Below are 15044 nucleotides of genomic sequence, written 5' to 3'. Positions count from 1 at the left end.
GTGACGATGCCGGTTATCGACGGGAGCCAGACGATCCGGCTGGCTCCCAACTACTGGCCTTTCGTTGTCCCCGCACTCGTCGTCGTCGGCGCCGTCATCGTTTTCCCCTGGGCTTTCACCCTGTGGATGAGCGTCAATCGCTGGACGCTCGGCCAGTCGCGGAGTTTTGCCGGCATGGAAAACTATCTCCGCCTGGCCAGCGACCCACGTTTCTGGGAATCCCTTGTTCATACGTTGACCTACACCTTCCTCTCGGTTGCAGCGCCGATGCTGCTGGGCACTCTGGCCGCCCTGATCTTCGATGCCAGGTTTCCGCTGCGCGGCTTGCTGCGCGGCGTCTTCGTCATGCCGATGATGGCGACACCCGTTGCCGTCGCACTGGTTTGGACAATGATGTTCCATCCTCAGCTTGGCGTGCTCAACTACCTGCTGTCGCTGGTCGGCATCCCGGCCCAGGAATGGATATTCAACGCCAACACGGTCATCCCGTCGCTGGTTGCGGTCGAGACCTGGCAGTGGACGCCGCTGGTCATGCTGATCGTGCTTGGCGGGCTGGCCTCGGTGCCGCGCGAGCCCTTCGAAAGCGCCGAGATCGATGGCGCCAATGCCTGGCAGCAATTCCGCTATCTCACTCTGCCGATGATCGCGCCGTTCCTGATGATCGCGGTCATCATCCGCACCATCGATGCTTTGAAGAGCTTCGACATTATCTACGCGATGACCCAGGGCGGGCCGGGAACGGCGTCGGAAACCATCAACATCTATCTCTACAACACCGCCTTCTCCTACTACGATATCGGCTACGGCTCGGCCATGGCCGTGGTGTTCTTCATTGTCATCGTGGCCCTGTCGTTTGTCCTGCTGATGCTGCGCCAACGCTCGCAGTGGATCGATACGGAGGGCAAATAGATGAGTTCACGGCTGCTCAACCAGATCGGTCTGTTTTTCGCTGCCCTGGTTTTCGTCTCGCCGGCGATCTTGTTCTTCCTCTGGATGATCTCGCTGTCGCTGAAATTCGAGATCGACAACGGTGCCTATCCGCCGATCCTGATCCCCGAACGCTTCGCCTGGTCGAACTATGTAAAGGTATTCGAGGAGAACAATTTCCTGCTCTATCTCTGGAATTCGGTGCTGGTGACCGGCACGGCGACCTTGCTGGCGCTGCTGATCGGCGTACCGGCCGGCTATGGCATCGCACGGCTCAAGGCTGAACGATCGGCGGTCGTCATCATGATCGCCCGCATGACGCCTGGGCTATCCTATCTCATCCCGCTGTTTCTGCTGTTCCAATGGATCGGGATACTCGGCACGCTGTGGCCGCAGATCATCATCCACCTGGTGGTGACGGTGCCGATCGTGGTGTGGGTGATGATCGGCTATTTCGAGACCACGCCGATGGAACTGGAGGAGGCGGCCAACATCGACGGCGCCAGCTCCTGGCAGGTTTTCCGGCTGGTTGCCCTGCCCATCGCCAAGCCGGGCATCGTCGTCGCCTTCATCCTGTCCGTGATCTTCTCGTGGAACAATTTCGTCTTCGGCGTGGTGCTTGCCAGCCGTGAGACGCGCACACTGCCGGTCGCCGTCTACAACATGCTGTCCTACGAGCAGGTCAGCTGGGGGCCGCTCGCCGCGGCGGCGCTGGTGGTGACGTTGCCGGTGCTGATCCTGACCATGTTCGCGCAAAGGCAGATCGTCGCGGGGCTGACCGCCGGCGCCGTCAAGGGCGGCTGAGGGCCCGCCCTGACATCACTCTTTTTCCAGGAAAGCTCCAATGGCATCGGTAACAATCAACAACGTGCAGAAGGCCTTCGGGGCCACCAAGATCATTCACGACGTCAGCGTCGATATCGCCGACGGCGAGTTCGTCATCCTGGTCGGCCCGTCGGGATGCGGAAAATCGACGCTGCTGCGCATGATCGCAGGCCTTGAGACGATCTCCGGCGGGAAGATCGCCATCGGCGAGCGTATGGTCAACAATCTGCGGGCACGGGACAGGAACATCGCCATGGTGTTCCAGAATTATGCGCTCTATCCGCATATGACTGTGGCCGACAATATGGGCTTTGCCCTCAAGATCAAGAAAGCCGACCCGACCGATACCGCTGGCCGGGTCAGGAAGGCAGCCGGCATCCTCGGCCTGGAAAAGCTGCTTGACCGCTATCCGCGCCAGCTTTCGGGCGGCCAGCGCCAGCGCGTTGCCATGGGTCGCGCGATCGTACGCGACCCCCAGGTCTTCCTGTTCGACGAGCCGCTCTCCAACCTCGATGCCAAGTTGCGCGTCCAGATGCGCGGCGAGATCAAGGCCCTGCACCAGCGGCTGGGTACCACGACGATCTATGTCACGCACGACCAGATCGAAGCCATGACGATGGCCGACAAGATCGTCGTGCTGCATGACGGCCTGGTCGAGCAGATCGGCGCGCCGCTGGACCTCTACGACCATCCGGCCAACCTCTTCGTTGCCGGTTTCATCGGCTCGCCCGCCATGAACTTCATCGCCGGCCGCATCGAGGAGGGCGTGTTCCGCAGCGCCGGCGGGTTGATCCTGCCGTTGCCCGAAGGCGCCCAGCCGGCGGATGCCGCAGGACGCGAACTCGTCTACGGCATTCGCCCGGAACATATCCGGGCAACCGGACAAGGCGTGCCGGGCACGATCACGCTTCTCGAGGCGACAGGCTCGGAAATCTTCGCCAGGGTCGACTGCTCCGGTGAAGAAATTTCCTGCCTGTTCCGAGAACGGCTTGCGCTCAAGCAAGGCGAAGGAGTGCGGATCGAGATCGACCGCGCATGTGCGCATCTGTTCGACGCAGCAACCGGTCGGCGCATCTGACTCGATGGCTTGGTGAATGCGTGGTCGGCCTTAGGTCGGCAATGCGAATTCACCGGCGAGTTCGATGGCGCGGCCTTCGCGGGCCGATCTCTCGGCGGCGAGACCCATGACGACGGCCCACCAGCCGTCGTGCAAGGTCACTTCCACTTTGCCTTGTCCGCGCACCGCAGCGGTGAAGCGGGCGTGCTCGAAATAGTCGAACCGCTAGGGTCGCCTGCCTCGAGCAGCCGGGGGTCGACGGGAATCTCCAGCAGTCGTGGTCCAGGCGGATTGCGCGGGCTGATGATCAACTGGGGCACTGGCGCAGGGCCAAGCTGGGTCGGCCAGAAACGGCCTGGTCCGGGAACCAGACATTCGATCTTTCTGTCGCCGCCGACAGCGCAGAGTTGCTCCTGGTAGCGGCTGCCCTCGGCAAACATGCAGAGTTCCAGCATGGCGCGCGCGCCGCGAGGGCGCTCTCTGCGATCATTGCTGCCACAGGATGATCCGGAAACGCTTCAAAGTGAATTTTCTCGTGGGCGGTCTTCGGCACTACGGAGATCCGCGCCGGCATGTTCGCGCGCCTGAATCCGGCTGACTGACAATACGACCTGTGCTGAGGTTCAGTACGAACTGCCGATCAGGGCAGATGGGATGTTCGTCCGCGTGATAGCGGCGAGGCGTGAAATCCGCGATCGTTCTGCAGTTCTGCTTTGTTGCAGAGCCGCAGCCCGACGGAGACGTTCTCGTGAACCTGTACTGCGCACCGTGGGTTTGCAGCCTTGCCGAACATCTCGCTCTTCGGGAGGCGGATACCTCCTTCGATAGCGAGCGCATCGACCGGGTGTCGAGGCAATCATGAGCCGAGCCCGCAAGATCGCAATCGCTATCGTCGCCCTTATGGTGATTCCAATGGCAGCTATTTGGAGCTGGCAATGGTTCACGCGGGGCCGGTTCGAGGAAACGACCGATAACGCCTATCTCCGCGGAGACATTACCAGCATCGCGCCGAAGCTCGCCGGTTACGTCGTCGAAGTCGACATAGACGACAATGCCAGTGTGTCAAAGGGTGCTGTCCTGTTTCGCATCGACGACAGCGACTACAAGGCCAAGGCAGAGCAGGCGAAAGCCAACGTCGCCGCCCGGCAGGCGGAAATCGCCAACATCAAGGCGACCCGTGAACTGCAGGACGCATTGATCGCGCAGGCTGAGGCGCAGAAGCAATCTGCCGCAGCCGACCTGCAATTCGCCCGAGCCAACCTGAACCGCTACGTCACGCTGCAGAAGAACGGGACCGCAAGCGATCAGAAGCTGCAGGATGCGCAGGCCGGCCATGACAAGGCAAAGGCATCGCTGGACGGTGCAGAGGCCAATCTGCTGGCTCAAAAATTGAAGCTCGGTGTCCTGGATGCACAGTTGTCCGGTGCGCAGGCAGCCCTGTCCCAGGCACAGGCAGCGCTCGACCTGGCAATGCTCGACCTGGCCAACACCGTCGTGAGGGCCCCGGTCGGCGGCATCGTCGGTAATCGCCAGATCCGTGTCGGCCGCTATGTCACCCCAGGGACAGCAGCCTTGGACATCGTTCCGGTTAACGATGTCTGGATCGTCGCCAACTTCAAGGAAACACAGCTGAAGCAGGTTGAGATCGGCCAACGGGTCCGCGTCATGGTTGATGAATATCCAGATCTGCAAATCGACGGCCTTGTCGACAGCTTCGCTCCCGGTAGCGGCGCGGCATTCAGCCTGCTGCCGCCGGACAACGCCACCGGAAACTTCATCCGCGTCGTCCAACGTGTGCCGGTCAAGATCAGGATGACGCGCAATCCGTTGCCCGGCCGCCTGGTTCCGGGACTCTCGGCTCGTGTTGCCATCACCGTCGGCACCAGGGATGCTCCGGCTGTAGCGCAGGAAATGCAGACAGGCGGGATTGCGGACGGGCGCTCAGCACAATGATGCACCTCGCCGAAACGGCGGCTGTGCAGCGCCATCCCGGTACATTGCGCGCTTGCTTGATAGCAACCGGCGTCGTGCTGGCCGCCTTCATGGACGCGGTCGCATCCACTGCACTGTCCATCGGCCGGATCGACATGCTCGGCGACACCTACGCAACGTTGGACGAACTGGCGATGATCGACGTTGTTTTCATCGCCGCCAAGCTGACGGCGTTCCTTGTCGCTCCGCTACTTGTGACGGCAGCCAGGCCGACCGCCTGCCTGCGCGCGGCGGTTGTCACCCTTCTGCTGGCATCCGCGGCCTTGACGTTGTCGGTGGACCTCACCTGGATTTGCATCTGCCGCCTTGTCCAAGGGCTGGCTGGCGGCACAGTTCTCGTCGCCGGCCAGACACTGCTGTTCTTTCGGTTCCCGCACCGGCATCAGCCGGTCGTTCAGGCGGTTTTTGCCGTAGGCGCCGTCATGGCTCCGACGACCGTCACGCCGGCCCTGCAGGGCTGGCTTGTCGACCATCTGACCTGGGAGTGGATATTCCTGAGCATCATTCCGCTCGGCATCGTCTCCCTTGTCCTGTTGGCGGCGGACGGCGATCGGACCTTTTGGCGGAAAACCAGGTTTCCTGCCGTCAGGATATTGTTGCTCGGCATCAGCGCCGCGCTTTTGACCTACGTCCTGCTGCAAGGCAGCAGGTTCAACTGGTTCGACGACACCGACATCACCTTCCTTGCCGCAACCGGTATGACGGCTGCCGGCCTCCTGGCCGTCTGGGAGACCCGCTTTCGTTCAGAAGGCTCACTGCTGGCCATCTCGCCCCTTGGCAATCCGGACTTTCGCTTTGGCCTTCTCGTCGGCTTCGTCGCCGGCTCTGCCCTTTCAGGCAGCGCCTATCTTATTCCGGCTTTTGCCCTCAACGTGCTCGATTTTACCGCGACGGGCGCAGGAGTGCTTCTGCTGCCCAGCGGAGCCATGCTCGCGCTTGGACTTCTGTTGTCCGGCTTCGTCATCCAAAGGACCGGGATGCGCCCGATCACGCTTGCGCCATTTGGCATTCTGCTCTTCGCAGGTGCCATGTGGCTGCTGTCCGCTTCGACGAGCGGTAGCGGATCACCGGACCTGACCCTTGCTCTGCTGCTGCGAGGATTCGGCCTCGGCCTTCTGTTCGTGGCACTGACGCTGGTTACGCTGCAGGGCCTTGCCGCCAATGCGTTGCCGTTTGGCATCGGGCTGTTCAACTTCGGCAAGCAGGTGGGCGGTCTGACCGGCACAGCCCTCTTGCAAACGTATATTGATCACCAGAATGTCCACAACCGGACGATACTGGCGTCCCACCTCGTCAATGGCGATCCAGCCGTAGACCAGCGCTTGAGAGCAACTGCGAACGCTCTGGCGAACAGTGTCGACAGCACTGCGGCGACAAAGGCCGCCCTGCCGCTGCTGCAGCGCGCGCTTGAGAAGCAGGTCGCCACGATCTCGTTCGACGAAGCTTTCTTCGCGCTCGTCCTGCTGTTCGCGGTCGCTGCGCCCTGTCTCATTGTCGCCAAACAATTGCTCGGCCGCCAAGCCGCTCCGCAGAACTAAAACCGCGTCCACGCCCTATACTTTGGAACAGATGTATTGGTCGGGAGAGGCTTCCAGATTATCTCATGAGCCGTGTTAACCGGACGAGACAGGGATGACGAATGCAGAGGTTTTTCCGGTTTCACTCTGCAGCCGACGAAGAGGCAGCCGAGCGTCTTACCTGTCCGGCTCGTATTCCCAGTGGTAGGTGTTGATGCATCGATCCGCGTCGCTCCTCGCGCGAGGCCATCGTTAGGGCCCCCGCAGCGCGATAACTCCGCGCAATGCATGGATTTCCATGAGATGCAGCCGAGGCATGGCGGAACTAGATTTAGGCGGTGAGTTCGCCTGTCCAGATATTGAAAACAAGTGCTATATCAAGCGCTGACCGTCCCAAGGCTTTTTTGTCCGACAGGAGAAGCCAATGACAGCAGCGTCCAACTCACTTGACGAAATCGAGCCCGAAGCAACGCTAGCGCTGCAAATCATCGAGAGCATGCCCGGCCACGCGTGGGCAGCCGATGCCGCCGGAAGATTCACCTATGTCAGCCCAAACACGCTGGCGTTCCTCGGCAACATGCATGAGGATCTCAACACTTCCGAAGACGACGATGATTTCGGCTGGCGTCGAGCCGTCCATCCCGACGATTATGATCCCGTAGCCGCCAGATGGCGGCATTGCCTCGAAACCGGCGATCCCTATGATACCGAGCATCGCCTGCGGCGCGCCGATGGCGTCTATCGCTGGTTTCGAAGCTCAGGACGACCATTTCGCGATAGTCAGGGGCGCATCGTTCAATGGTACGGCACGACAATAGACATTGAGGACCAGAAACGGGCCGAGTCAGCATTGCGTGACCGGGAGCGGGAACTTTCGCAGCTCGTGGACATGGTCCCGAGTCACATCTGGCGGCTCGATCCCGACGGCGAGCCGATCTTCTTCAATGGGCGCATGGTCGACTTTCTCGGCCTCGATGTAGCGGATCTGGACCGACCGGGCATGAGCCGGCTGGCGGTGATGATACAGGCCGCCGTTCATCCGGACGACGCGGCAGCATTCGGCGATGCACTTCGTGGCTGCTTCGCTACCGGTGCGAGCTTCGCCATGCGCTATCGCCTGCGCCGTGCCGATGGCGTCTATCGCTGGATGTCGAGCCGGGCGGAGCCGATGCGCGATGGCGCTGGCGGCATCGTCCAGTGGTACGGCCTCTGTCACGACATAGACGATCAGATGCACGCCGAAGCGGCGTTGCGGCAGAGCGAGCAGCAACTTCAGCACATGATCGACGCCGTGCCGGTCCGCATCTGGAGTGTGATGCCGACCGGCGGGCCGGTCTACTTCAACAAGCGATACCAGGACCATTTCCGCTCCGTTATCGCGAACTTTGACGCGCTCGGCGAGCCGGGAATCGAAACGTTGCTGCACGAGGTGATTCATCCCGAAGATGCGCCCGAGGTGCAGCGCACGTTGCTGAGGTGTTTCGAAACTGGCGGCGGCTCCGCGATGCGGTTTCGCTGGCGCGAAAAAGACGGCACCTATCGCTGGGCTGAGTGCAGGGTCGAGCCGCGACGCGATGACGACGGAACGGTCGTGCAGTGGTACGGGGTTTCTCTCGACATCGACGATGAGGTGCGCGCGCAGGCGGCGTTGCGCAAAAGTGAGCGGCGCCTTCAGCAGCTGATCGACACCGTGCCCGCTTTGATCTGGAGTACGACACGGGAAGGGATGCCTTCCTACGTCAACAAACGGTTCACCGATGTAACCGGGGCCACGCTCCACGACATCACCGCCCCGGACGGCTCGCCGTCGCTGAGCGTGATCCATCCAGACGATATCGACACCGCACGGCAGGCGATCCGCCATTCATTCGCAACCGGCGTGCCTTACGTTCAGAGATATCGCCAGAGGCGGGCCGACGGCGGCTATCGCTGGACCGAGACTCGCGCCGAGCCGCTGCGCGACGAAGATGGCAGCATTCTCCAATGGTACGGCGTGAGCGTCGACATCCATGACCTGGTGACCACGCAAGCCGCGTTGCACGACCGGGAACGAGAGCTCTCGCAACTCGTCAACATGGTTCCGAGCTACCTCTGGCGGCTATCTCCCAACGGTGAGCCGACCTTTTTCAACAAGCGCCTGATAGATTTTCTCGGCCTGGACATAGCGGACGCGGAAAAGCCGGACACCAGCCTGCTGACGGCCTTCATTGCCACCGTCGTCCATCCCGACGATGCAGCCAGCCTGAAGGAAGCACTCGACAGCTGCTTTGCCACCGGCGAGCGCTTCTTCATGAAGTATCGCCTGCGCCGTGCCGATGGCGTTTATCGTTGGATGGAGGGCCGCGCGGAGCCGCTGCGGGACCAGGGTGGACGCATCGTCCAATGGTACGGCCTTACGCACGACATCGACGATCAGCTGCGCGTCGAAGAGGCGCTGCGCGAGAGAGAACGGGCTCTCTGGCAGCTCGTTGAAACGCTGCCGGCAATGATCGATTGCGCCGCGCCGGATGGCGAACCGATATATCGCAGCCAGCAGCTCCGCGAATTCCTCGGATACAATCTTGAGGAATTGGACGAAGCGGGAAAGTCCCGGCTGGCTGGCACACTCGACGCCGGTGTTCATCCCGACGACCTGACAGGTGTCAAAGAGAGATATGCCGATTGTCTGTCCACAGGCGAGCCGTATGCGCGACGGCACCGTCTGCGGCGCTTCGATGGTGAATATCGCTGGGTCGAGACGCGCGCCGCGCCGATGCGCAACGCTGAAGGCGCCATAGTGCAGTGGAACGTTATCTGCCTCGACATCGAAAATGAGGTGCGGACACAAGAGGAGCTTCGGCTGGCACAAGAGAGACTTGCGCGTGCGAGCCAGGCGGCGAGCCTTGCCGAACTCTCCGCATCCATCGCTCATGAGGTGAACCAGCCGCTGGCCGCCATCGTCGCCAATTCCAACGCATGCCACCGTTGGCTGTCCGCCGAGCCCCCGAACGTCGAGCGCGCGAAGATCACGGCCGAGCGTATCATCCGCGATGCCAACTCGGCGGCGGATGTCGTCAGCCGCATCCGTGCCTTGTTCAGACCTTCGCTTGAAATGAGAACCAGCACGCCGATCCCCAGCGTCGTTGCCGAAGCACGTGACCTTATGGCCGAGGAAGCCATGCGGCGTCGCGTTCGCATGGACATCGACGTCGAAAGCAACCTTCCGCTGGTTGCGTTCGATCGCGTCCAGATCCAGCAGGTCCTGGTCAACCTCATTCGCAACGGCATGGAGGCGATGGACACCACGGCGGGCGACAAGGTTCTTGCAATGCGCGTGCGCCGGATAGAGGACACGATCCAGACCGAGGTCCGCGACCGAGGCCCGGGTATCGAACGTCCCAACAAGATATTCGAGCCGTTCTTTACAACGAAAGGGAACGGAATGGGCATGGGGCTCGCGATCTCCCGTTCGATCATCGAGTCTCACGGCGGACGCCTTTGGGCGGAGAATAGCGTGCCGCGTGGGGCGATATTCATCTTCACCCTCCCGGTTGAAGCGAAAGCTGCGCAATAACTGGCGGCGCTCAGTAAGCGCTTGGTTTTTCGGCTCTCGGTGAAGGGGCGCCGCCGCCCCGTGCAATGCATGGATTTCCATGAGGTGCGGTTGGGGCGTGGCGGGATTAGGGTGGCGACGTGAGTCCGTCAGCCCAGTCCAGCTATCAAGAGCAAGTGCTACACGAAGCGCCGACAATCTCCAGAGTTTGTTTGTCCGTTAGGGGCACCCGATGACGACAGCGCCCAACTCACTTGGCGAGACCGATTCCAGCGCAACGCTCGTGTTAGCGCATGACTTGAACCGATCCGGACCGGGAAGTGGCCGACCTTTCGCGACGAATGAACCGGGCCTGATTCGCGGCAACATGATCAGCGATCTTGGAAGAGGCAGGTTGTCGCGCGTCTGGTCGCACCGTCCCCAATTCCTGCATCTGGGGCTTTTTATTACGGCCTATGTCCTGGGCTGCGGCTTCGCCCAGTCGCTCGCAATCATACCTGGAACAGGGATTTCCATTTGGCCTCCGAGCGGGCTTTTCATCGCTACTCTTGTCTTCGCCTCCAGGTATAGCTGGCCGTGGTGGGTGCTGGGGGCCTGTGTGGCAGAACTGTTCAGCAACTTCTTGTGGTTCCACACTCCGCTGCCCGCGGCCTTCCTGATCTTTGCCGGCAACGCTCTTGAAGCGGTGGCCGGCGCATGGCTTGTGAACCAGACCTGCAAGCGCCCAGTTCGGCTGGAAACGTTGCGGGACGTTCTCGCATTCGTCGTACTGGCCGCTGGAATTGCGCCAGTTGCAAGCGCAACGGTGGGAAGTGCGGCGCTTGCTTGGTTTGGCATACAATCGCAAACCTTTGTGGCGGCTTGGCCGCTGTGGTGGATCGGAGACGCGACGGGAGTCCTGATCGTAGCGCCACTGGCGCTGGTCGTGTTCCAGAACTGGCGCGGAAAAGCGCAGCTCTCGGCAGCGCGATGGATGGAAGCTTGCGTCCTGGGGCTGATCTTTCTTGGTATCGCCGCCCTTTCCTTGAGCGGCTATCTGCCCTTCGCCTACATCATCATGCCGCCTCTTCTTTGGGCCGCGGTGCGTTTTGAGTTCAGAGGCGCCGCCGTAGCATTGACCGTCCTCGCTCTGATCACGGCGGTATTCACGATATCCGGCGCCAGCCAATTTGCCGGCGATCCCGAGTCCCAGAAGCACAACCAGATCATGCTGCAGCTTTTTCTGGCCATCTCTGCATTTTCGGCGCTCGTCGTGGCCGCCATTTCCAGGCAGCATCAGGCGGCGGTGCTCACTTTGCGCCAAAGTGTGGAGACCTTGCGGGAGCGGGAGCGAGAACTCTCGTTGCTGGTCGAAATGATCCCCGCTCACATCGCCCGTATGGCGCCCAACGGCGAACCAACCTTCTTCAGCAAGCGCACGACAGACTATATCGGCCTCAACGACATCGCGGACTGGGACAAGCCGGGCACGAGCCGCCTGGCGACCGTAGTCGCGGCAGCCGTCCATCCCGACGATGGACCCAGGATGAGAGAATGGCTCAGCCGCTCGCTTGCCACCGGCGAACCCTATCCCATAAGGTATCGCCTGCGTCGCGCGGACGGCGTGTACCGCTGGAGGGAGGGCCGCGCCGAGCCGCTGCGGAACCAGAGTGGGGCGATCGTGCAATGGTACACGGCCAGCATCGACATCGACGATGAGGTGCGTGCGCAGGAGGCATTGCGCGACCGGGAGCGGGAGCTCTCGCAGCTTGTCGACATGGTTCCGAGCCACGTTTGGCGCCTGACGCCGGACGGCGAGCCGACCTTTTTCAACAAGCGAATGGTCGACTTTCTCGGCCTTGACGTAACGGATTTGGACAAACAGGGCATCAGCCGGCTGGCGGCGATGATAGCGGTCATCGTCCATCCGGACGACGCAGCAGCATTCGGCGATACGCTCAGTCACTGCCTCGCCACCGGTGAGCGCTTCTCCATGAGGTATCGCTTGCGCCGCGCCGATGGCATCTATCACTGGATGTCGAGCCGGGCGGAGCCGATGCGCGATCACGCTGGTCTGATCGCGCAGTGGTACGGCCTCTGTCACGACATAGACGATCAGATGCAAGCCGAAGAGGCCCTGCGGCGGAGCGAATTGCAGCTTCAGCAGATGATCGACGCTGTGCCGGTCCGCATTTGGAGCGCGGTGCCGACCGGCGGGCCGGTCTATTTCAACAAGCGATACCAGGACCATTTCCGCGCCGTCATCGCCAATTTCGAAACACTCGGAGAGCCGCGCATCGAGGAATTGCTGCAAGAACTGGTTCATCCCGAAGATGCTCCCGAGGTGCTGCGCACGTTGCTGAGCTGTTTCGAAACAGGCGGCGGTTCCGCGATGCGGTTTCGCTGGCGCGAAACAGATGGCTATCGCTGGGCGGAGTGCAGGGTGGAGCCGCGGCGTGATGAAGACGGGGCGGTTGTGCAATGGTACGGGGTTTCCCTCGACATCGACGAAGAGGTGCGCGCCCAGGAAGCGCTGCGACAAGCCTCCGACAAACTCGCGCAAGCCACTCAGGCTGCAAGTCTCGCCGAGCTTTCCGCTTCGATCGCGCACGAGGTGAATCAGCCGCTGGCCGCGATCGTCGCCAATTCCCATGCATGCCACCGTTGGCTGTCCGCCGCCCCTCCGAACGTCGAACGCGCGAAGATTACGGCCGAGCGCATAATCCGGGACGCCAATTCGGCGGCGGACGTCGTCGGCCGCATCCGCGCGCTGTTCAAGCAATCCACCGAGACGAGGACCAATGCGACGCTCAGCAGTGTCATCGCAGAGGCACGCGACCTCGTGGCCGAGGAAGCGATGCGGCGGGGCGTTCGCACCAGCGTTGATGTCGGAAGCGACAGTCCGCTAGTCGCGTTCGATCGCGTCCAAATCCAGCAGGTTCTGGTCAATCTCATCCGCAACGGCATGGAGGCGATGGACTCTGGTGCGGATGACGGAGTTATCAGCATCCGCGTGCGCCATATCGGGGATGTTGTCCAGACCGAAGTCAGAGATCGCGGCCGGGGCATCGAGTTTCCCGACCGGATATTCGAACCGTTCTTTACCACGAAAGAGCAAGGGATGGGCATGGGACTGGCGATCTGCCGTTCGATCATCGAGTCGCACAGCGGGCGTTTATGGGTCGAGAAGAACGAACCACGTGGAGCGACGTTTATCTTCACGTTGCCGATTGAAGCGAAAGCGGCGTCATGACGACGGACGGCCAAATTGTCTTCATCGTAGATGACGATGAACGCATCCGGGAGGCGCTCAGTGAGCTGCTGGCTGCACACGGCATGTGTGCCGTAGCGTTCGGATCGGCGGGCGATTATATCCGCGCTGACAAGCCGGACGTCCCTGCCTGCCTCATCCTCGATATCGAGTTGCCGGATATTAACGGCCTCGATCTGCAGCGGCAGATTGCCGAGGGCGATCATCCGCCGATCGTTTTCCTGACGGGACATGGCGATATCCCGTCCTCGGTGCGTGCGATCAAGCACGGCGCCGTGGATTTCCTGACTAAGCCCTTCAGCGATGCAGACCTCATGGCCGCAATCCATGCGGCGATTGCCCAGGATCGGGTACAGCGATCGGAGCGCGCCGAGCTGGGCGTGTTGAAGCAACGTTATCTCGAGCTGACGCCGCGCGAACGTGAGGTGCTGCCGCTGGTGGTCAGCGGCCTGCTCAACAAGCAGGCCGCCGCTGAACTGGGGATCAGCGAAGTTACGCTGGAAATTCATAGAAGGAACGTCATGCAGAAGATGGTCGCGGCGTCGCTCGCCGACCTCGTTCGCATCGCCGAGCGATTGGGAATACCGATCACGCACTCGCGCCGGGCAGGGGGGAACTGAGGGTGAGCAAGCGGAGGCCTGTCGTGGCGATTGTCGACGATGACCCAAGACTGCTCGAGTCGCTGGAGGACCTTCTGGAGTCCGCCGGCTATGTGGCCCGCAGCTTCTCGTCGGCAGGGTCGTTGCTGGTCAGCGGCCTGTCTGGATTGGACATGCTTATCACCGACATCGGGATGCCCGGCATGGACGGCTTTGAACTTCGCGACTTGGTCAAGAAGGCGCGTCCGGATCTGCCTGTGTTCCTGATCACCGGCCGCCACGAGATAGTGGATCAGCACCGCGCCAAGGGCATTGGCAGGCTTTTCCGCAAGCCGTTCGATGGCCAGGCACTGCTTGCGGCGATCGGCGACGCTTTGCGCAACCCAGAAACGGAGGCTAAACATGAGAGTTGACCAATTGCCCTTACCGAGATCGACGCCGTCATCACAGCAGCGAAGGGCTGAAGCCGAGCAGCCGCTGGTCATTATTGTCGATGATGATGCCTCTGTTCGGGAGGCGCTGTCTGAATTGATCCTGTCGGCGGGTTTCCTGCCGGTGTGCTTTACCTCAACCCGTGAATTGCTTGACGCCGACGTGTTGGAGAGCCCCGGCTGCTTGATCCTCGACGTGCGCATGCCAGGGACGAGCGGTCTCGATCTGCAGCACCATCTTGCGAAAAACGGCAACCCCAAACCCATCATCTTCCTGACCGGGCATGGCGACATCCCGATGACTGTCCAGGCGATGAAGGCCGGCGCCGTGGACTTTCTCACCAAACCGGTGCGGGATCAGACGCTGCTTGACGCTGTGATCGCCGGCATTGCGGTGGATGCCAAGCGGCGGGCGGATGCCGTGATCGTCAAGCGCAACATCGAGCGCGTCGAGACGCTGACGCCGCGCGAGCGCGAGGTCCTGCGTGAAGTGGCGCGCGGGCGCCTCAACAAGCAGATCGCCTTCGACCTCGGCATCAGTGAAGTGACGGTCAAGCTTCACCGCGGCAATGTCATGCGCAAGATGGAAGCCGCTTCCATCGGTGAGCTGATCCGGGCGTGGGAAACGCTGCCCGCGCCGATGCGCGAGGTCTAGAATTTGGCACAAGCCGATCCATGCCCCATCCAATAGGATCGCCCGGCGCGCCGGGCCATTTCAGGTGCTTTCTCAGCGCGCCCAGGCCTTCCTGCCTGTTGATACGCTCGTGCTGCTGCGGGTGATCCTGATGTACATCGGTGGTTCTGTTTGGTGTTTCGCGGCAAGGCCCGCGCCAAACATCGGTCACTACTGAGCGGCGCTCTTTGGCAGCGCCAGCCTGACCGACAAACTCGCAACATTTCATGCAACAGCAACT

At 61.6% G+C, this 15044-nt stretch carries 10 protein-coding genes; all 10 read left to right on the top strand.

The features are described from left to right. Window positions 1-6: 6 nt before the first annotated feature. The 10 genes from NKH93_RS04340 (at window position 7) to NKH93_RS04295 (ending at window position 14785) form a co-directional block, all read left to right on the top strand. Window positions 7-909 (top strand): carbohydrate ABC transporter permease, encoded by a 903-nt coding sequence (locus NKH93_RS04340; RefSeq protein WP_245274609.1) that lies wholly within the window; start codon window positions 7-9, stop codon window positions 907-909. Beyond that, the gene (locus NKH93_RS04335; RefSeq protein WP_023674179.1) at window positions 910-1731 is read left to right on the top strand and encodes a carbohydrate ABC transporter permease; all 822 of its coding nucleotides are present in this window, start codon (window positions 910-912) and stop codon (window positions 1729-1731) included. A 40-nt stretch (window positions 1732-1771) separates the two neighbouring features. Then, the gene (locus NKH93_RS04330) at window positions 1772-2830 is read left to right on the top strand and encodes an ABC transporter ATP-binding protein (RefSeq protein ID WP_352807638.1); all 1059 of its coding nucleotides are present in this window, start codon (window positions 1772-1774) and stop codon (window positions 2828-2830) included. Between the two features lie 837 nt (window positions 2831-3667). Continuing rightward, the gene (locus NKH93_RS04325; protein ID WP_352470621.1) at window positions 3668-4762 is read left to right on the top strand and encodes an HlyD family secretion protein; all 1095 of its coding nucleotides are present in this window, start codon (window positions 3668-3670) and stop codon (window positions 4760-4762) included. Then, window positions 4759-6339 carry an MFS transporter gene (locus tag NKH93_RS04320; protein ID WP_352969291.1) on the top strand — a complete coding sequence of 527 codons (1581 nt, stop codon included), beginning with the start codon at window positions 4759-4761 and terminating at the stop codon, window positions 6337-6339. Before NKH93_RS04325 ends, NKH93_RS04320 begins: the two co-directional genes overlap by 4 nt. A 403-nt stretch (window positions 6340-6742) precedes the next feature. Continuing rightward, a complete protein-coding gene (locus tag NKH93_RS04315; RefSeq protein WP_352969289.1) occupies window positions 6743-9871 on the top strand; it encodes a PAS domain-containing protein in 3129 nt (1042 codons plus the stop codon). 373 nt (window positions 9872-10244) lie between these two features. After that, window positions 10245-13082 (top strand): sensor histidine kinase, encoded by a 2838-nt coding sequence (locus NKH93_RS04310; RefSeq protein ID WP_352969455.1) that lies wholly within the window; start codon window positions 10245-10247, stop codon window positions 13080-13082. After that, a complete protein-coding gene (locus tag NKH93_RS04305) occupies window positions 13079-13720 on the top strand; it encodes a response regulator transcription factor (protein WP_352470618.1) in 642 nt (213 codons plus the stop codon). Before NKH93_RS04310 ends, NKH93_RS04305 begins: the two co-directional genes overlap by 4 nt. Before the next feature lie 2 nt (window positions 13721-13722). Further along, a complete protein-coding gene (locus tag NKH93_RS04300; protein ID WP_352470617.1) occupies window positions 13723-14112 on the top strand; it encodes a response regulator in 390 nt (129 codons plus the stop codon). After that, window positions 14102-14785, top strand: coding sequence for a response regulator transcription factor (locus tag NKH93_RS04295; RefSeq protein WP_031211078.1), 684 nt, complete (start codon window positions 14102-14104; stop codon window positions 14783-14785). Before NKH93_RS04300 ends, NKH93_RS04295 begins: the two co-directional genes overlap by 11 nt. The last annotated feature ends 259 nt before the right edge of the window (window positions 14786-15044 follow it).

It is taken from the genome of Mesorhizobium sp. M0954 (genome assembly GCF_040319155.1).
Taxonomy (GTDB): Bacteria; Pseudomonadota; Alphaproteobacteria; order Rhizobiales; family Rhizobiaceae; genus Mesorhizobium.
This window is presented reverse-complemented; position numbering and strand designations above follow the sequence as displayed.